Here is an 18597-nt window from a genome sequence, read left to right as displayed (position 1 = left end):
GGTTTCCATGTCTCTTACCCTATCACGTCGCGGCTTTCTTGCCGGCACGGCTGGGTTCATCGCCCTGCACCCTTATTCCTTGCGCGCGTCACCCAATCAGGCGCATCTGCGGATCATGGAAACCACGGACCTGCACGTGCATGTCTTCCCCTACGACTATTACGCGGACCGTGAAACCGACACGGTCGGGTTGGCGCGCACCGCGTCGCTAATCGGTGATATCCGTGCCGAGGCGACGAATTCGTTGCTATTGGACAATGGAGATTTCCTGCAGGGCAACCCGATGGGCGACTATATCGCCTATGAGCGGGGCATGAAGGAGGGCGACACCCATCCGGTGATCAACGCCATGAACACGCTGGGGTTTGATGCCTCGACCCTGGGCAATCACGAATTTAACTATGGGTTGGAGTTTTTGTCAAAGTCCCTTGCCGGCGCTGGGTTCCCGGTGGTGTGTGCAAATATTGCGAAGAAAATGGGCGCGACCCCGCGCGAAGATGAAACTCTGCTTCCCCCGTATGTGATCGTGGACCGCGAAATCACCAATGGGGGTGGAACAGTGCAACCTATTCGCATCGGTTTCATCGGTTTTGTGCCGCCGCAGGTCATGAATTGGGACCGGCGCCATCTGGAAGGCAATGTTATGGCGCGCGATATCATCGAGGCTGCCCGCGCCTATGTGCCGCAAATGCGCGAAGAGGGTGCGGATCTGATCATCGCCTTGTCCCATTCGGGCATCGGCGCGGCCGAGCACACAGATGGGATGGAAAACGCCTCCGTCCCGCTGGCCGCGGTCGAAGGCATCGACGCGATCCTGACCGGCCACTCGCACCTTGTGTTCCCGTCTTCGACCTATGCCGATCATGAGGGGGTGGATGTCGAGGCCGGAACGATCATGGGCATCCCCGGCACGATGGGCGGCTTTTGGGGGTCGCATATGGGGTTGATCGACCTGATGCTGGAACATGACGGCGGCGCATGGCGGGTGGTGTCGCATTCCAGCGAGGCACGACCGATCTACAAGCGCAACGAAGACCGCTCGATCACGCCCTTGGTGGAAAGCAGTGCTGCTGTGCTGGCATCGGTTCAAAAGGAACATGACGAGACTTTGGAATATGTCCGCCGTGCGGTCGGCAAGACCGATGCACCACTACATTCCTATTTTGCGCTGGTCGCCGATGACCCGTCCGTGCAAATCGTGTCGAATGCCCAGCGGTGGTATATCGAACAGATGATGAAGGGGACCGAACACGAAGGTCTTCCGATCCTGTCTGCGGCTGCGCCCTTCAAGGCTGGCGGACGCGGGGGGCCTGACTACTACACCGACGTGGCCGTCGGGGATGTGGCGATCAAGAATGTGTCCGATCTTTACCTGTATCCCAACACGGTGCGGGCGGTTCGGATCAACGGGGCAACAGTGCGCGAATGGCTGGAGCGTTCGGCGGTGATGTTCAACCAGATTACGCCGGGATCACAGGACGCAATTTTGCTGAACCCCGAAATGCCGTCCTATAATTTCGACGTGATCGACGGTGTGACATACCAGATCGATCTGTCCCAGCCACCGCGCTATAACAAGGACGGCGAGGTGATCGCACCCGACGCACACCGCATCGTGAACCTTAGCTTCGATGGTCAACCCATTGAAGATGAACAGGAGTTCATAGTCGCCACCAACAACTACCGGGCCGGTGGCGGAGGCCATTTCCCAGGTGCGGGTGGCGATACGACGGTGTTCGAGGGCCCGGACACCAACCGCGATGTGATCGTGCGCTACATCGTTGAAAAGGGCACCATCAACCCGCGTGCCGATGCCAACTGGACCTTTGCACCACTGCCCGACACCAGCGTGTTGTTTGAAACGGGCCCTGCTGCATCGCCCCATGCCAGCAACGTCGATGGCGTAACCATCGAAGAGGCCGGAATGTCAGACACTGGGTTTGCACTGTTCCGCATTTCGCTGTGATCATGTGTCATATCACACCAAAAGGGCCACCTTCGCGGGTGGCCCTTTTGTTTTCAGCAAACACAATGAATGCCGGTTAATTCAAGTAGGGCATAGGGTCGACGGGTTCCGTGCCTTTGAAGACCAGAAATTGCACGGCGTTATACTGGTTCTTCGATGCAACCGCGATCTGTTGACCGCGTTTGATCTTTTGACCCTTCTTCACCTTGATGCCTTCGATGAAGCTATAGGCGCTTTGGGTGCCGTTGCCATGGTCGATGACCACGATCTCTTCCCCTTCGACATCCTTCGAGACAAGCCGGACCGTGCCGTTGGCGGCGGCTTTCACCGGGTCACCCGGTTTGGCCGAGACAAGGATATAGCCCGCCTTTTCAGCGTCAAACAGGCTGGTCACCTTGCCAGCAACGGGCAGTGACATGCGCGATGTGCTGGCTTGCGTTCTGGTGTCCGACAGCTTGGGCGAGGCCGGTGTTTCAACCTTTGCAGGCGTCGCGTCGACTTTTGGCAACGGTTTTGTCGCAGATGGCGGTGTCGGGGTCGATGACCCAGAGCCCGGCTGGCTGATGCGGGTCTGCGCCGCAGGCGTGTCCACCTTGACCGGGATCAGCAGATGCTGCCCTTCGCGCACGTCCAGGCTTGACCCCAGGCCGTTCCAATCCGCAAGCGCGCGGACCGACACGCCGTATAGGCGGGCAATGGAGTAAGCGGTTTCACCGCGTTTCACACGGTGGCGTGTGGGTTCTTCGCCAGATGCCACTTTGCCGGAAGCTGCAGCAGCAGGTTTGGTATCTGCGCGATCAATGGCGTCGCCCGCCAAAGTTGTGATGTCGATGCTATCTGACGGCTGGATCACACCAGTTGCAGGTTCAGCGACACGGCGTGGCAGGGCCAGCACCTCTCCATCGCGCAAGGAGGCGTCGATCGGCAGTCCGTTGTAACGGCCAAGTTCAGCGGGCGCCATGCCGATGCGGCCTGCAACCTGCGCCACGGTATCGCCACGCCGCGCCACGGCGACCTGATAGCCGGGATAAGAAATCACACCGCGCGCGTCGGCCTTGGGCCGGCTTGCCGTCTGAACACTTTGCGCGGCTTGCGTGGTCGAAAACCCGCCATCGGCAAACCGTCGCAGATCCATGTCGAAATTATTGTCGCAGGCCGTCAGCCCGGCCAAAAGCCCGATCAGGGCGGCAGAGCGCAGATGGCGCCCCCGCTTGGCGCGGGGCGCACGCAATTCGGTCGTGCAGTGGAGTGGCATTGCTCGTCTTCCTCAATCCATTGGCCTGTTTTCAGGCTCTGGTTGCGACCCTTTGCGGGCCTTGTCACTAGGGTGCGGGGTTTGGTCCCCGCAGGTCCGGTTCATCCGGCACGTATCTTGGTTCGGGTCCGCTATTCCTGCCCCAGCCCTTCTAAAAGGGGCACGAACCGCACCGGCAGAAGTTCCTCATACTGAAAACCATCTTCGTCGCGCGTGACCTTTATCAGGCTTTGCACGGTGTCGGACTGGCCCACCGGCACGATCATGATACCGCCAATAGCAAGCTGCGCCAAGAGGGGACCGGGAGGGTCCTCGGCGGCGGCGGTCACGATAATGCGGTCAAAGGGCGCTTGATCCGGCAAGCCGCGTGATCCATCGCCGGTGATCGCGGTGATGTTGTGCAGATCCATCGCTTCGAAAAGGTCGCGGGCTTCGCGCACCAGTCTTTGGTGTCGGTCGATGGTATAGACGCGCCGCGCCAGACGCGACAGGATGGCCGCCTGGTAGCCAGACCCGGTGCCCACTTCGAGCACCTTGTCACGCGGGGTGATTTTGGCGGCCTGGGTCATCAGACCGACAACCGAGGGCTGCGAAATGGTCTGCCCGCAGGCGATCGGCAGCGGCATATCTTCATAGGCGCGTTCAGCAAACAGGCCGCGCACGAAGGGGCCTCGGTCGATTTCTTCCATCGCAGACAGCACGCGCGGGTTCGTCACCCCCTTCGAGCGAAGGGCGAACAGAAACTGCATCTTGCGTTCCGCGTCGTTCGCGCTTGTTTCGTTCATGTGAACAGCGACCCCAGTGCATCCAGTTGATCATGCGCGGTCAGATCGGCGCGCATCGGCGTCACGGAGACATAGCCATCAAGGTTGTGCGTCACATCCATGCCCGGCGCGGACCGGTTGGCCTGTGGGCCCCCCTTGATCCAGAGAAATTTGCGGCCTGACGGGCTGTTCTGGGCTTCGATTTTGAAGAAGGCATCATTGCGCCAGCCTTGCGGGGCAGCCTTGACGCCTTTCACCTGATCCGCCCCGACGGGGGGGAAGTTTACGTTATAAAACAGTCGGTAATCTGCCCCGTGTTCCCACGGCGCGTCGGCGAGCAAGAGGCGCACGATGTCGCCACCGCATGCAGCGGCAGCGTCAAAAATGTTATCCAACCCCATCGTGCCCTTGCCCATGTATTGCGACAGGGCAATCGCCGGAAGGCCCTGTAGGGCGGCTTCCATCGCGGCCCCGAGGGTGCCAGAGTAGAGCGCGTTTTCAGCCGAGTTGTTGCCTCGGTTCACGCCGGAAATCACCAGATCGGGACGGTCTGGCATCACGTCATAAATCGCGGCGATGACGCAATCGGCGGGGCTGCCTTCGGCGGCAAAGCGGCGCGGGGCGTGTTCGGCAATCATGAACGGATGGGTGTAGGAAATGCAGTGACCGACACCTGATTGTTCGAACGCAGGCGCGACGGTCCATATTTCAGCCTTTTCGCCTGCAAGCTCCAACGCGACCTCTTGCGCGATGGCTTCGGCCACCTTCAGGCCTGGCGCGTTGATCCCGTCGTCATTGGTGATGAGAATACGCATGGTCTGGCCCTTCCGCCCTTGGCGAGTTGCGGTCTTGTTTTCTCAATAAGACAGCTTGGCGCGCGCGGCAAGCACAGCGCGCCGTTTGGCGAAAGGCTTGTCGGGCAAGATCGCCTAGGTCAGCCCGGCATCGGACAAAATGCGGCGTGCCTCGTCCTCGGCCGCGGCCAGTTTGCTGCGGTCTTCACCGGGAAAAAACCGCGTGCGCATGGTTGTGGCAAGCGGCTTGGGTTCGGCAATGACAATGCGCGGACCAAGCTTGGTGTTCTCAGCCGCCCAACTGCGCACCAAGGCCATCTGAGCAGCCTTCGTGGCTCCGTAACCAGCAAAGAATTTCTGCCCAGCGTGATCGTCGGCAAAGAACAGGGCGGTGCTGTCATCGGTCATAAGGGCGTTGACCATGAAAATCAGGTTGCGCGTCGCTTCGACATTGGTGTTCAGCGCCTGCGTCCAACCCTTATCATCCAGATCCGGCGTGGGCATCAGCGCGGGTCCATAGATCGCCGTATGCGCCCAGACATCAATCGGGCCCCAACGATCATGGATCGAGCGGCACAGATGCGCCATCGCATCCTTGTTGGTGATGTCCATCGGGGCCAGCGTGGCCGCGCCGCCTGCGGCTTTGATCTTGTCGTCCAGTTCCTCGAGCGCGCCGGTGGTCCGGGCCACCGCCACGACGTGGTGGGTCTTGGACAGTTCCAGCGCCAATGCCGCGCCAAGACCGCGCGAGGCACCAGTGACCAATGCAATTTTCTGTGTGTCTGTCATGACGGCGTCATTTCATCCATGTGTTTGTAGGGCAGGGCAAAGCTGGTCGCGGGTTAAGGCGTCACTCTGCCGCTTGAAGCTTGAACCCACTTTCGACCTTGTCAGAAGGCGTAACCGGATATTCACCGGAAAAACAGGCATCGCAGTATTGCGGGCAAGCCTTGTCGCGGCCCTTCGCCTCGCCAACTGCGCGATACAGGCCGTCCAGCGAAATGAATTTCAGGCTGTTGACATTGAGGTGCTGTCGCATCTCGTCTTCGGTCATCGTGGCTGCCAGCAGCTTTTCACGCTCGGGCGTATCCACCCCGTAAAAGCAGGGCCAAGCGGTGGGGGGGCTGGCGATGCGGAAATGAACCTCGGCGGCACCGGCATCCAGCATCATGTCCTTGATCTTGCGCGTCGTCGTGCCACGCACCACGCTGTCGTCGACCAACACCACCCGCTTTCCCTTGATCAGCGCGCGGTTCACGTTGAGCTTCAGGCGCACACCCATGTTGCGGATCTGCTCGGTCGGCTCGATGAAGGTGCGGCCCATATACTGATTGCGAATGATCCCCATCGCATAGGGGATGCCGCTTTCCTGACTGTAGCCGATGGCCGCTGGCGTGCCGCTGTCGGGGACGGGGCAGACGATGTCGGCCTCCACCGGATTTTCGCGGGCAAGTTCGACACCGATCTGGCGGCGGGTTTCATAGACGGACCGACCGTCATAGCTGCTATCGGGACGCGAGAAATAAACATGTTCGAAGATGCAAAACTTCGAGGGTTTCGGACGGAAGGGGAAACTGCTTTCAACGCCGCTCGCGCTGATCACGACCATTTCGCCCGGTGCAATTTCACGGATAAACTCGGCCCCGATGATATCAAGCGCGCAAGTCTCGGACGACAAAACCCAGCCATCGCCCAGTCGGCCCAGCACCAGTGGGCGCACGCCGTGCGGATCGCGCACACCAATCAGCTTGGTGCGGGTCATGGCGACCACCGAGAACGCACCTTCGACGCGTCGCAGGGCATCTTCCATCCGTTCGGGGATGCTGCGCTGAAGTGATCGCGCCATAAGGTGGATGATGCATTCGCTATCCGACGAGCTTTGAAAGATCGAGCCGCGCTCAATCAGCTCGCGGCGCAGGGCATTGGCATTGGTGATATTGCCGTTATGTGCAATCGCTGCGCCACCCATGGAAAACTCGCCAAAGAAGGGCTGCACATCGCGGATGACGGCCCCTTTGGACCCAGCGGTGGAATAGCGCACGTGACCGATGGCGATCGGTCCGGGCAGGGTCTCCATCAAGCTGGCTTTGGTGAAGTTGTCGCGCACATAGCCAAATCGCCGCGCAGAGTTGAAGCCTTGTTCGGCGTCATGGCAGACGATACCGCCCGCCTCCTGTCCACGGTGTTGCAGCGCGTGTAGGCCAAGAGCCACAAAATTTGCGGCATCCACCATGCCAACGACGCCAAATACGCCGCATTCTTCTTTCAACTTATCATCGTCAAAAGGATGCGCAGGCGGCATGGAAGGCGTGTCGTTGGGCGAGGTGTCGGACATGGCAGCGAACTCCGATTCCGTGGCGTTGGCCCCGTCTTAATCGACAGTCCACGATCTGTCACGAAACTATCTGGCAACTGTGATGGTTTTCGGCAACGCTGCGTGGCTGGTTATGCGGCCAAACGCAAAAAAACGCGCCGGGTCAGGCGCGTTTTTCGTTCCGTCGCGGCAAGCCTGCGTTGGTTACTGTGCAGGTCCTGCGCAGGCGCCAACCAGCTCTTCGTATTTACCGACGATCCAGCCCGGCGCATCCTCGGGGATCTGTTCGTTGATCTTATCTTGCGCGCGCGCAAAGATCTTGGCGGTGCGGCTGTCATCAACCATCGGAATGGTGTCCGTGGTGACGATCCGATCATAAACGACCAACGCAATGGCGACCAACAAAAGCCCGCGCAGAACGCCGAAAACGAAACCAAGGCTTTGATCCAAACCGCCAAGTGCCGATCGTTGCACGGCAGAGGAAAAGAGCGGTGTGAAGATCGACACGATCACCAGCGCCAGTGCAAACACACCTGCGAAGGCTGCGATCATCGACAATTCGCAACTGTCGGCGATGAAGTCCTTCAGGACCGGGATTTCCTTGACCAGCGGCAGGGCGCGCGGCGCAAAGATATAGGCCAGAACGGCCGCCGCGATCCACCCGAGGATGGACATGCCTTCGCGCACGAACCCACGCGAATAGGCCAGAATGGCCGAAATCAGGATGACCGCCGCAACGATCCCGTCAATCAAGGTAAAGCCTTCCATGTCGTCTCACTTCGGTCCGGGAAATAGTCCGTAACCGTCCTTTATCGAGGGGCTAACCGGCCCCGAAAATCTCACCAACGAACCCGGTCAGGTCCGCCATCTTTTGTATCTTCAACCCGGAGCCCGAGCCGATCTTGCTGCGCGTGGGCGCGATTGCGGCGGTAAAACCAAGTTTTTGCGCTTCTTTCAACCGATTTTCGGTCTGTCCCACGGGGCGCAACGCCCCTGATAGACTGATTTCGCCAAAAACCACAGTCTCTTTCGGGATTGCGGCGTCCTCGCGCGCGGAAAGTAGCGCCGCCGCCACAGCAAGGTCGGCAGCCGGTTCGGAAATCTTCATGCCGCCTGCGACGTTAAGATAGACGTCAAGCCCGGCAAACGGGATGCCGCAACGCGCTTCCAGCACGGCCAAGATCATCGCCAGGCGCCCGCTGTCCCAGCCCAGAACCGACCGGCGCGGCTGGCTGAGGGAGGAGGGCGCGACAAGGGCCTGAAATTCGACCAGCACAGGGCGCGTGCCTTCGATACCGGCAAAAACAACCGAGCCGGGGGCCGGGTCTTCGCGGTCAGACAAGAACAGGGCGGATGGGTTCAGCACTTCGGCCAAGCCTTTGCCTGTCATCTCGAACACGCCGATCTCATCAGCCGGGCCAAAGCGGTTCTTGACGGCGCGCAGGATGCGGAACTGGTGGCCGCGCTCGCCTTCGAAATACAGCACCGTGTCCACCATATGTTCGACCACGCGGGGGCCAGCGATTTGGCCGTCTTTGGTGACGTGTCCGACCAGAACGACCGAAATGCCGCGTTTTTTGGCGAAGGTTGTCAGCTCATGCGCAGCGGTGCGCACCTGGCTGACCGATCCCGGTGCACTGTCCACGTGGTCGGCCCACATGGTTTGAATGGAATCGATGATCGCCAGCGCCGGGCGTTCGGTGTCCAGCGTCGTCATGATGTCGCGCAGATTGGTCTCGGCGGCCAGGCGGACCGGGGCATCGGTCAGGCCCAAACGCTGCGCGCGCATCCGCACCTGGGCCGAGGCTTCCTCGCCCGAGACATAGATCGTCGGCAACCCAGCACGCGCAAACTTTGCGGCGGCCTGCAACAGCAAGGTCGACTTGCCAATGCCGGGGTCGCCGCCGACCAGAATAGCCGATCCGGGGACCAACCCACCGCCCAACACGCGGTCAAGTTCGGCCATACCGCATTCGGTGCGCGGTGGCGGGGCCTCTTCGGTGGATAGGTCTGTCAGTTTGATCGCCGAGCCGCGCTTGCCTCCCAAGGATTTTGAGGCAGGGCCAGCACTTAGCGGCACCTCTTCAACGATCGAGTTCCATTCCCCACACGCCTCGCACCGCCCCGACCATTTGGACGAGGACGCGCCGCAGGCGTTGCAGGTGAAGGTTTTCTGAGCTTTTGCCATGGGGCTTTTTGCCTGACGGCGCAGGGGTGTGCAAGAGGTGTCAGACCCGCTGACGTTTGGCCGTCGTGAAGCTGATCGAGATGGAGGCCAGAACGCAGGCGGTGAACAGATAAAGGCCCCAGCCGGTTTCAATCTTCGCCATGCCGACACCCTTCACGATCACGATGTAAAGCGCGATCAGGAAGATGTCGGCCATCGCCAGTTTGCCCAAGACGTTGAAGATCGGCAGCATCTTGCGGCGCATCATGCCGAACTGGATCAGCGCGAGGCCAAGCACCTTCATGATCGGCGCAAAAACCGCGAAGAAGGTGACGAGCAGCGCAAGGATCACGTCTGTGTCCCACAGCGCTTGCAGGCCCGAGATCACGCTGACTTCCGTGAGGCCAAAGAGCGGCAGGTTCAGACCCGCGCGCATGAGAGGGGCGAACCATGCGATGGGGAAGGCGATGAGGAGGGCGAGGTTGAGGTATTTGAGCATGGGGAAGTGCCGTCCGGGTTGGTGAGTTTCAAAGAGCGACAGAGGGCTGCAAAGACACGCGGGGTGGCGCAATCGCGCCGCCCCATGGGGGCGGGTCGGCGCGGCCCGGCAGGCCTGCCGGGCGTCTTTCCCTACCGCACCGCTTCAATCGGCCCCTCGGCACTGCCCGAAATAAACTGCGTCAGGTAAGGGTCGCCCGAGGCATCCATCTCACTCACCGGTCCCGTCCACTGGACCTTTCCGCCGTGGATCATCGCAACCTTGTCGGCGATCACGCGCACGGATGACATGTCGTGGGTGATGGTCATGGCGGTGGCGCCCATTTCGACGACGATCTCGCGGATCAGGTCGTTGATGACGCCGGACATGATGGGGTCAAGGCCGGTGGTGGGTTCGTCAAAGAAGATAATCTCAGGCTCGGCGGCGATGGCGCGGGCAAGGCCGACGCGTTTTTGCATCCCGCCCGAAAGCTCAGCGGGGAACAGGTCGGCCACATCCGGGGTCAGGCCGACACGGCGCAGCTTTTCGACCGCGATCTCGCGTGCCTCGGGCCACGGGCGGGCCAATGATCCGCGCAGCAGGCGGAAGGCGACGTTTTGCCAGACCGGCAGGCTGTCAAACAGCGCGCCACCCTGAAACAGCATCCCGAAGCGGGCCAGAAACGCGTCGCGTTCGGCTTTCAGTGTGTCTTCGCCATCCAGCGTGATGGTGCCGCTGTCTTGTGTCATCAAGCCAAGAATACATTTCAGAAGCACCGATTTCCCGGTGCCTGAGCCGCCGATCACCACCATGCTTTCGCCACGCGGAATGGTCAGGTTGACACCTGCCAGAACTTGCTTGGGGCCGAACCCCTTATGGACGTTTGATAATTCAATCATGAGGTAAAGAAGAAGCTGGTGAGAAGGAAGTTGGCGGCAAGGATCAGGATGGCGGCGGCCTCGACCGAGGTTTTGGTGGCCCGGCCCACACCCTGTGCGCCGCGTCCGGAATTCATCCCGTGATAGCAGCCCATCACAGCTGCAATGAACCCGAAAACTGCGCCCTTCACAAGGGACGACACGATGTCAGCGGTTTCAAGGAAGTTCCACGTGTTGTTGATATAGGCGCCCGGCGCGAAGCCCAACTGCTCGGTGCCGACAATATAGCCCCCCATGATGCCGATGATATCTCCGATGCCGACCAGAGCAGGCACGACAAGGATTGCGGCCAGCACACGGGGCGCAGTCAGGTATTTCATCGGGTGGGTGGACAGGGTGACAAGGGCGTCGATCTGCTCGGTCACTTTCATCGTCGCAATCTCAGCCGCAATGGAGGAGGTGACACGCGCGGCAATCATCAGGCCCACCAGCACCGGGCCAAGTTCACGCACCATGCCGATGGCAACGATCTGCGGCACCACGGCCTCGGCCGAGAACCGCTGGCCGCCCGAGTAGATTTGCAAGGCAAGCGCCGCGCCGGTGAAGATCGCGGTGAGGCCCACCACGGGCAGGCTGAAATAGCCTATATTCAAAAGCGCGTTCAGAAACTCGCGCGGATAATAGGGTGGGCGCACGATATGGCTAAGCGACTGGCCCGCGAAAATCGCGACGCGCCCCACCATGGCCAAAAAGCCCAGCGTGGCACGGCCAAGAGCCGCCAGAGGGTATGTGATCGGCTTCATCCGCGACCTCGCGCGTAATAGCGGGCATAACGCGCGCCAAGTTGTGTCAGGACTTCATAACCGATTGTGCCCGCCACGTCAGCCAGATCATCAACGCTTTGGTGGTCGCCCAGTATGGTCAGAGCCTTGGGTGTCTCGCTCAGGTGGGTGACATCGACGCAGATCAGGTCCATGGACACGCGGCCAAGGATTGGGCAGGGCGTGTCTTGATGAAACATGACCGCCTTGTTTGATACGTGCCGGGCGAGGCCGTCTGCGTAACCGCCGCTGACCGTGGCCACGCGGGTCGGGTGTTCGGCGATCCAGGTGTTAGAATACCCAACACTTTCGCCCGCAGCCACGTCGCGAATTTGCACCACAGGCAAGTCGAGCGAGACGACGGGCTGGGCCTTGTCGAAGGGCAAACCACCGTAAAGACCGATACCGGGTCGGGTCAGGTCGAAATGGTAGTCAGGCCCCATCAGGATGCCGCCGGTCGCCGCGAGGCTGCGGGGTGCGTCCACGTCGTCGGTCATTTCATGGAACGCATCAAGCTGTTGGCGGTTCATCAGGTGCGTGGGTTCATCCGCGCAAGCCAGGTGGCTCATGACAAGACGCGGACCTTGTGCCAGAACCAGTTCCCGCAAGGCGGCCCATTCTGCCGGTTCCAGGCCAAGGCGGTTCATTCCGGTATCAAGCTGCACACCGAACGGATGGCCCGGCAGGGCTTCAAAATGGCGCGTCAGCTGATCGACGGAATTCAGCATCGGCACGAGACCCAGATCGTGGATCATGTCGGTGTCGCCAGACATATGCCCGGCAAAAACGCTGATCTCTGGCCCTGGGCCAAGCGCTTCGCGCACCGCGGCGCCTTCTTCGGCCACCGCAACAAAGAACCGTCGCGCACCGGCTGCAGCAAGCGCACGTGCAACTTTTCCGACGCCCAGCCCATAGGCATCGGCTTTGACCACGGCGGCTGTTTGCACACCTTGGTCGCTTTTTGCATCGAGCGCCCGCCAATTGGCGGCCACGGCGTCAAGATCAATCGTTAGTCTACCCGTACTCATGAGGGGGTTTTTGACGTGCGTGTGGCTCAGGTCAAGGCAAAAAGCCTGTCGCAAGCAGTGTCACGCGGATTTCCCCGTCGCGTGTCGTTGAGGTCGCGCGTTGGCAGTCAGTCCACCAATGTCGTTTGGACCTTGCTTGACCCTTCCAATGTGCGGTGAACCGGGCAGCGGTCTGCGATCTCCAACAAGCGGGTCCGCTGTTTTTCATCCAATGTGCCATCAAGGTGAATGGCGCGGTGAAACCTGTCGATCCGGTCGCGCGTGCCTGTTTCTGCGTCCTGTGCATGCACTTTTTCGTGGCTGACATCGACCCAGACATGATCCAGCGCCCAGCCCTTGCGCCGTGCATACATACGAATGGTCATCGAGGTGCAAGCGGCAAGGCCGGCTGCCAAGAAACCATAGGGCGACATGCCCTTGTTGGTTCCGCCATAGGCCAAGGGTTCGTCTGCCAGTGTGTGATGGCTGGGGCCGGACTGAATGTCTTGCAAAAACCCGCGGGGGTCGGCCTCGGTCGCGCGCACGACCCCTTCGGGCGCGCCCGGCGGGGGGGCAGGGGCTGCAAGGCGCACATATCTTGCCGCCCATGCCGCGATCACTTCGGCCACGTATTCCGCGTCTTGCGGACGCGTGATCAGGTGATCTGCGTCATCCAGAGTCACAAAGCTTTTTGGATGCTTCGCTGCGGTGAAGATGCGCGCGGCATTGTCGATCGACACGATGGCGTCGCGGGGTGCATGAAGCACCAGCAGCGCCGGCCGAAACGAGGAGAGCGTTTCCTCCAGCTTGCTTGTGGTCACGTCGTCGAGAAAATCAACCCCGACCTGAAAGGGCCGCCCACCCACAGAGACTTGGGCCACGCCCTCTGACCGGATGCGGGGCACGGCGTCTTCGAAGGTCTTCACCACATGGGCCGGGTCCGCAGGGGCGCCGATCGTGACCACCGCTTTGGTCTTGGGCAGGTTGGCCGCAGCCATGATGACGGCAGCCCCACCCAGCGAATGCCCGATCAACAGGCTGGGCGACATGCCGCGATCGGACAGCGCCTTGGCCGCGTGTTCGATATCGCGGACGTTTGAGGTGAAATGGGTGTTCTCAAATTCGCCGCCCGAATGGCCCAGACCGGTGAAATCAAAGCGTAGAACGGCGATGCCAAGCCCGGCCAGACGGGCCGCGATCCGGCGGGCTGCAATGATGTCCTTGCCGCATGTGAAGCAATGCGCGAACAGCGCGGTGGCCAGATGTGGGCCATCCGGCAGATCCAGTCGCGCAGCCAACGAATGGCCGCCATGGCCGGTGAAGGTGAATTTTTCAGTGGTCATTGGGCCTCCAGACGATGTGAGTTGCACATTGGGTGTCTTGGCGCAGCCTCACAAGGTCGGCGGAGCGTTGCTCACGCACAGGTGATGGAATGTTCCCTTTTTCGAAGGAAGGCGTATCAAGAGCGCATGATAAAGCGCGGTCTGAAAATCTTGCTGGTGGTGCTGCTGTTCGCGGTCGGTGTGGGCTATCTTGGCCACCACCACCCGGCAGGGGACAGTTTCGCGGTGTTTCGCCCGCAACTGGCCGCTGGTCTGTTGGCGCTGGGTGTCCTGCTCTGGCTGGTTTCGGCGCGCAAGCTGGCCGTGTTCGCCATTGCGGTCGCAACCCTTGCTCTGGGTCCAATCTTGCGCATGAACGGTGTTCTGAATGCCGCAAGCGAGATGGACCTGAGCGTGTATCAAAAGAACATGCGGTTCCGTGTGGAAGATCCCAAGCTGCTGGGGGACGACGTTATGAAACGGCGTCCGGATTTTCTGACCCTACAAGAGGTGAGCGGGGCGAATATGGCGCTGTTTGACACGTTGGGGGCAACCTATGGCGCGCGTCAATTCTGTCCCTTTGCCACGGTTGGCGGGGTCGGTGTCGCGTCGCGTTGGCCGATTGTCGAAGGGTCTGGGTTCTGTGCCGAAGCTGACGGGCTTGCCGCTATGCAGGTCACCACCCCGAAAGGCCCGGTCTGGGTGGTGTCGATCCATCTGCACTGGCCATGGCCCTACAGCCAACCCGCCCATCTGGCGCGTCTTTTGCCCCGGCTTGCGAAAATGTCGGGACCGATGGTGATTGGTGGTGATTTCAACATGGTGCCTTGGAGCGACGCGCTGCGCAACGTCGCCATGGCAAGCAACACGATGCGGATCGGGCCGCCCCACGTGACTTTGACCAAGCTGAAGGGCTGGATGCGTGTGCCGATTGATCATATTTTTGTCAGCGAAGGAGAGGGGATCGTCCAGCGGTTGCCGCGTCTCGGATCTGATCACTATGGCCTGTTTGCACGCTTCGCGCTTCCTTTCAACTAAGCGCGCGCGTCGAGCTTGCCTTTGCGCGTTGTCGCGCAGATGCTGCAGGGCGCATGAGAACGAGGCCGCAGATGGTGGAAATCTGTCAGAACGACCTTCCCATACGCCCGTGGGAGGACACCCGCCTGAACCGGTTGCCGGGTCTGAACCCGACCGCGCCTGGCGAATGGTTGATCCAAGACGATGCCTATGCGGCGCAGATGGCCTATCGGGTTACACTTATGCGCGACCATCAAGACGCTGTGCATCGTCTGTCACCTGATGCGCGGGCCGCGGCGCGCGAGCTTCTTGATACGGTGTTGGACGAGCTCGCGAATACGGACGGGTTTCAGGTCTCAAGGACCGAGGTGCGCTGTCCCGACGGGCGGGTGGTCAAGATAGACGAGCGCGCGCCCCTTCTGACCTGTGGGGCATTGGTGCAGGAAGACTTTGTCATCATGCAAAAGCAAGGCGACGAGCATGTGCTGACCGGTGCCATCCTGTGTTTTCCGGCTAGTTGGTCGCTGGCGCAGAAATATATGCGACCAATGCTGCGCATTCACAAACCGGTCGCTGCGTATACGGACGACATCGCCCGACGGGTTCAGCGGTTGTTTGATGGCATACGGACCCAGCGCCCGATGTGGCGCGCCAATCATCTGCTCTATGACGACCCGGAGCTTCATCAACCCAGAACCGAAGAGGACCGTCGCGACGGGTCGGGCGAGGGGCCAAAATGGCTGCGTGTTGAGCGTCAAGGAATGCGGCGGTTGCCGGTGACGGATGCAGTCGTGTTCTCGATCCATACATATGTGCTGTCAGATGTGCGACTTAGGCAGTTGAACATCCAGGTGCCGGGGCTGCACAACTAGGCGCTTTCGCCAAACGATGGGTTTTGGCGCGCTGATATTCTCCTGCAGGTAGGCGAAATTCGCCTCATGAGAGCGGTGCGTTGCCTGTTCGCATCGGATTTAGACTTCGGGTCGAGATGACCGCTTTTTTCATGGTAGATTCTGACAGCAGCAATATGATCCGCCCGAAATTCGGTCACGCGCGTGGTTTTGCACGGGTTGGTCTGATCGGACACCTCGCAACGAGGTGCATTTTATTGTTGAATGAAAGTAGGGTAGATGATGAAGCTCAAAATCTCCATTCTCGCGGTTGCATCCGCAACTATCTTGTCAGGTTGCTTTGATCGGGCCGGCTATGAAACCATCCCCGTCAAGCTTGAGACGCCGGAAGGTGTTGTGACCTGTCAGCTTTACACCCCCAAGCGCGTGATGTGGGATCGCGCGATTGCGGCGCCTGATGGAATGACCACCGAAGAAGCGAACGCCTATTGCGTCGAAGAAGGTCAGCGTCAGGTGGATGCCTACAAAGCCAGCAAAGGCTAGGCGACACACTGTTCTAGAATGCCAAAAACGGGCCAGTCGCGAACTGGCCCGTTTTTTGTTGTCTTGTGGTTCAAGCCTTCACAGCTTTGGCGCAGCCAATCGCGCGGTGGCAGTTGACCTGCGGGTCTTGAGCGGTTCGCGCATCGTATGGCGAACGCGGTGAGAGCCGCTTATTTTGCCGGAGCCTGATTGGTTTTCAAAATGCTTTGCATCCACCGCCGAAGTCCGGTCTGTGCAGCGCCCTTGTTTGGTGCGTCTTTAGACCCGACCTGACGGAAGGCATCGTTCAAGCGAAGCTCGGCCTGGCGAGTTTCTTTCGCAGAACTGCGGTAGTCGCTTTGTGATGTCATCAAGCCCATGTTCATTTCTTTCCCGTAGTAATCCTGACACCTCGCAAGCTGCACACAGAGCATGAGATTTGTTGGGAAAGATTGTGGCATTTTCGCAGAAGATTTGGCGGTGGTCGCCACAATTCAGGGTGGTGGGGTGCCGGGGTGCGCACGCAAAAAGGGCGCCGCATGGGCGCCCTTTCAATTGAAGTGCCGCGCGTGGATCAGCAGCTGTAATAAAGCTGGTATTCCACTGGGTGGGGTGTGTGTTCGTAAACGTAAACCTCTTCCCATTTCAGGTCCATATAGCCTTGGATCTGATCCTTGGTGAACACGTCACCGGCCAGAAGGAAGTCGTGATCCGCCGCAAGACTGTCCAGCGCTTCGCGCAGGGATGCACAGACTGTGTCGATGCCTTCCAGCTCTTCTGCCGGCAGGTCATAGAGGTTTTTGTCCTGTGCGGGGCCCGGGTCGATCTTGTTCTTGATGCCGTCAAGGCCCGCCATCAGCAGCGCTGCAAAGCACAGATAGGGGTTTGCGGCCGGATCGGGGAAGCGGGCTTCCACGCGCTTGGCTTTCGGGCTTTCCGTCCACGGGATGCGGACGCAACCCGACCGGTTACGGGCCGAATAGGCGCGCAGGACGGGGGCTTCAAAACCGGGGATCAGGCGCTTGTAGCTGTTGGTCGACGGGTTGGTGAAAGCGTTCAGCGTCTTGGCGTGCTTCAGGATGCCGCCGATGAACCAGATCGCTTCCTGGCTGAGGTCGGCATATTTGTCGCCCGCGAATAGCGGCTTGCCGTCTTTCCAGATCGACATGTTCACGTGCATCCCGGTGCCGTTGTCGCCCGCAATCGGTTTGGGCATGAACGTCGCCGTTTTGCCGTAGGCGTGCGCCACGTTGTGGATCACATACTTATACTTCTGAAGTTCATCGGCCTGTTTGGTCAGGGTGTCGAAGATCAAGCCAAGCTCGTGCTGGCACGACGCCACCTCGTGGTGGTGCTTGTCGGTCTTCATGCCAAGCTGTTTCATCGTGGTCAGCATTTCCGACCGCAGGTCTTGCGCGTCGTCAATCGGGTTCACGGGGAAATAGCCGCCTTTCAGGCCCGGGCGGTGGCCAGTGTTGCCCATTTCATATTCGGTGTCCGAATTCCACGACGCATCAATCGCATCGACTTCGAACGAGACCTTGTTGATGGTGTTCGAGAAGCGGACATCGTCAAACAGGAAGAACTCGGCCTCCGGACCCATATAGGCGACGTCGCCGATGCCAGAGGCTTTCAGGTAAGCCTCGGCTTTCTGGGCGGTGCCACGCGGGTCACGACCGTAGGCTTCACCGGTGTCCGGCTCGACGATCGAGCAGTGAATGCACAGGGTCTTTTCCGCATAGAACGGGTCGATATATGTGCAGGTCAGATCGGGCATCAGCTTCATGTCTGAGTTTTCGATCGACTTCCAACCCGCGATGGACGAGCCGTCGAACATGAAGCCTTCTTCAAGGAAGTCTTCGTCGACAAGGTCGCAATCCACGGTCACGTGCTGCAGCTTGCCGCGCACATCGGTGAAACGGATGTCGACATAGGCAATGTCGTCTTCCTTGATCTGTTTGAGTACGTCTTTAACGCTCATGTCTCTTATCCTCTGGTTCTTATCTTAACTGGGACTGTGTCAAACCGCGTCCAAACCGGTTTCGCCGGTGCGGATGCGGATCGCTTGTTCTACGGGGGTGACGAAGATTTTTCCGTCACCGATTTTATCTGTCTTGGCGGCCTCGACGATCGCCTCGATGGCTTCGTCCACCTGATCGGCGGGCAGGACGACTTCGATCTTCACTTTGGGCAGGAAGTCGACGACATATTCCGCGCCGCGATAAAGCTCTGTGTGGCCTTTCTGACGGCCAAACCCCTTCACTTCGATCACCGAAAGGCCTTGCACCCCGATGTCCTGAAGCGCTTCTTTCACTTCATCCAGCTTGAACGGCTTGATGATGGCTTCGATCTTTTTCATTGCATCCCTCATGTGGTTGCTCGCGTCGCGACCCAAAGACCACTTTCCCAAGGGCGGGACAATTGGATAGGCTGACGCAGGG

General features: G+C 59.9%; 19 protein-coding genes. 4 read left to right on the top strand and 15 right to left on the bottom strand.

What is annotated here, in order from left to right:
* The first annotated feature begins 7 nt into the window (after positions 1-7).
* A complete protein-coding gene (locus ACXYMP_RS14500) occupies positions 8-1966 on the top strand; it encodes a bifunctional 2',3'-cyclic-nucleotide 2'-phosphodiesterase/3'-nucleotidase (RefSeq protein WP_458907165.1) in 1959 nt (652 codons plus the stop codon).
* Positions 1967-2042: 76 nt separating this feature from the next.
* Here ACXYMP_RS14500 and ACXYMP_RS14495 read toward each other — a convergent pair whose 3' ends face one another.
* The 12 genes from ACXYMP_RS14495 to ACXYMP_RS14440 form a co-directional block, all read right to left on the bottom strand.
* Positions 2043-3221, bottom strand: coding sequence for a LysM peptidoglycan-binding domain-containing protein (locus ACXYMP_RS14495; protein ID WP_298566440.1), 1179 nt, complete (start codon positions 3219-3221; stop codon positions 2043-2045).
* A 131-nt stretch (positions 3222-3352) separates the two neighbouring features.
* The gene (locus ACXYMP_RS14490; protein WP_298566442.1) at positions 3353-4006 is read right to left on the bottom strand and encodes a protein-L-isoaspartate(D-aspartate) O-methyltransferase; all 654 of its coding nucleotides are present in this window, start codon (positions 4004-4006) and stop codon (positions 3353-3355) included.
* A complete protein-coding gene (gene surE, locus ACXYMP_RS14485; protein WP_458907162.1) occupies positions 4003-4800 on the bottom strand; it encodes a 5'/3'-nucleotidase SurE in 798 nt (265 codons plus the stop codon). Before surE ends, ACXYMP_RS14490 begins: the two co-directional genes overlap by 4 nt.
* A 114-nt stretch (positions 4801-4914) precedes the next feature.
* Complete coding sequence (locus ACXYMP_RS14480) at positions 4915-5568, bottom strand: SDR family NAD(P)-dependent oxidoreductase (RefSeq protein WP_458907160.1); 654 nt, start codon at positions 5566-5568, stop codon at positions 4915-4917.
* 61 nt (positions 5569-5629) lie between these two features.
* Positions 5630-7081: an amidophosphoribosyltransferase gene (gene purF / locus ACXYMP_RS14475; protein ID WP_298566787.1), complete on the bottom strand. Its 1452-nt coding sequence runs from the start codon at positions 7079-7081 to the stop codon at positions 5630-5632.
* Positions 7082-7297: 216 nt separating this feature from the next.
* Complete coding sequence (locus ACXYMP_RS14470; protein ID WP_298566447.1) at positions 7298-7861, bottom strand: CvpA family protein; 564 nt, start codon at positions 7859-7861, stop codon at positions 7298-7300.
* A 52-nt stretch (positions 7862-7913) separates the two neighbouring features.
* Entirely contained in the window at positions 7914-9281 is a 1368-nt protein-coding gene (gene radA / locus ACXYMP_RS14465; protein ID WP_458907157.1) for a DNA repair protein RadA, read from the bottom strand.
* A gap of 40 nt (positions 9282-9321) precedes the next feature.
* Positions 9322-9759, bottom strand: a complete 438-nt coding sequence (locus ACXYMP_RS14460) for a paraquat-inducible protein A (protein ID WP_458907155.1) — start codon at positions 9757-9759, stop codon at positions 9322-9324.
* Between the two features lie 131 nt (positions 9760-9890).
* Complete coding sequence (locus ACXYMP_RS14455) at positions 9891-10637, bottom strand: ABC transporter ATP-binding protein (protein WP_458907153.1); 747 nt, start codon at positions 10635-10637, stop codon at positions 9891-9893.
* The gene (locus tag ACXYMP_RS14450) at positions 10634-11419 is read right to left on the bottom strand and encodes an MlaE family ABC transporter permease (RefSeq protein WP_458907151.1); all 786 of its coding nucleotides are present in this window, start codon (positions 11417-11419) and stop codon (positions 10634-10636) included. The genes ACXYMP_RS14455 and ACXYMP_RS14450 overlap by 4 nt, the downstream gene beginning before the upstream one ends.
* Entirely contained in the window at positions 11416-12465 is a 1050-nt protein-coding gene (alr, locus tag ACXYMP_RS14445; protein ID WP_298566457.1) for an alanine racemase, read from the bottom strand. Before alr ends, ACXYMP_RS14450 begins: the two co-directional genes overlap by 4 nt.
* 107 nt (positions 12466-12572) lie before the next feature.
* The gene (locus ACXYMP_RS14440; RefSeq protein ID WP_458907149.1) at positions 12573-13787 is read right to left on the bottom strand and encodes a bifunctional alpha/beta hydrolase/OsmC family protein; all 1215 of its coding nucleotides are present in this window, start codon (positions 13785-13787) and stop codon (positions 12573-12575) included.
* Between the two features lie 126 nt (positions 13788-13913).
* Here ACXYMP_RS14440 and ACXYMP_RS14435 point away from each other — a divergent pair, with 126 nt between their 5' ends.
* From ACXYMP_RS14435 to ACXYMP_RS14425, 3 genes are all read left to right on the top strand, one after another.
* Positions 13914-14804: an endonuclease/exonuclease/phosphatase family protein gene (locus tag ACXYMP_RS14435; protein WP_458907147.1), complete on the top strand. Its 891-nt coding sequence runs from the start codon at positions 13914-13916 to the stop codon at positions 14802-14804.
* A 71-nt stretch (positions 14805-14875) separates the two neighbouring features.
* Complete coding sequence (locus ACXYMP_RS14430) at positions 14876-15655, top strand: heme-dependent oxidative N-demethylase family protein (protein ID WP_458907145.1); 780 nt, start codon at positions 14876-14878, stop codon at positions 15653-15655.
* Between the two features lie 258 nt (positions 15656-15913).
* Complete coding sequence (locus tag ACXYMP_RS14425) at positions 15914-16177, top strand: hypothetical protein (protein WP_458907143.1); 264 nt, start codon at positions 15914-15916, stop codon at positions 16175-16177.
* A gap of 170 nt (positions 16178-16347) precedes the next feature.
* Here the strand turns inward: ACXYMP_RS14425 and ACXYMP_RS14420 are convergent, their stop codons facing one another.
* The 3 genes from ACXYMP_RS14420 to ACXYMP_RS14410 all read right to left on the bottom strand — a co-directional run bounded on the left by ACXYMP_RS14420 (position 16348) and on the right by ACXYMP_RS14410 (position 18515).
* Positions 16348-16617 (bottom strand): hypothetical protein, encoded by a 270-nt coding sequence (locus ACXYMP_RS14420; RefSeq protein WP_458907141.1) that lies wholly within the window; start codon positions 16615-16617, stop codon positions 16348-16350.
* 113 nt (positions 16618-16730) lie between these two features.
* Positions 16731-18137, bottom strand: coding sequence for a type I glutamate--ammonia ligase (glnA, locus tag ACXYMP_RS14415; RefSeq protein ID WP_298566465.1), 1407 nt, complete (start codon positions 18135-18137; stop codon positions 16731-16733).
* Between the two features lie 39 nt (positions 18138-18176).
* Positions 18177-18515: a P-II family nitrogen regulator gene (locus tag ACXYMP_RS14410; protein ID WP_248363468.1), complete on the bottom strand. Its 339-nt coding sequence runs from the start codon at positions 18513-18515 to the stop codon at positions 18177-18179.
* Between the last annotated feature and the right edge of the window lie 82 nt (positions 18516-18597).

Source organism: Aliiroseovarius sp. CAU 1755, from assembly GCF_054482655.1.
This window is presented reverse-complemented; position numbering and strand designations above follow the sequence as displayed.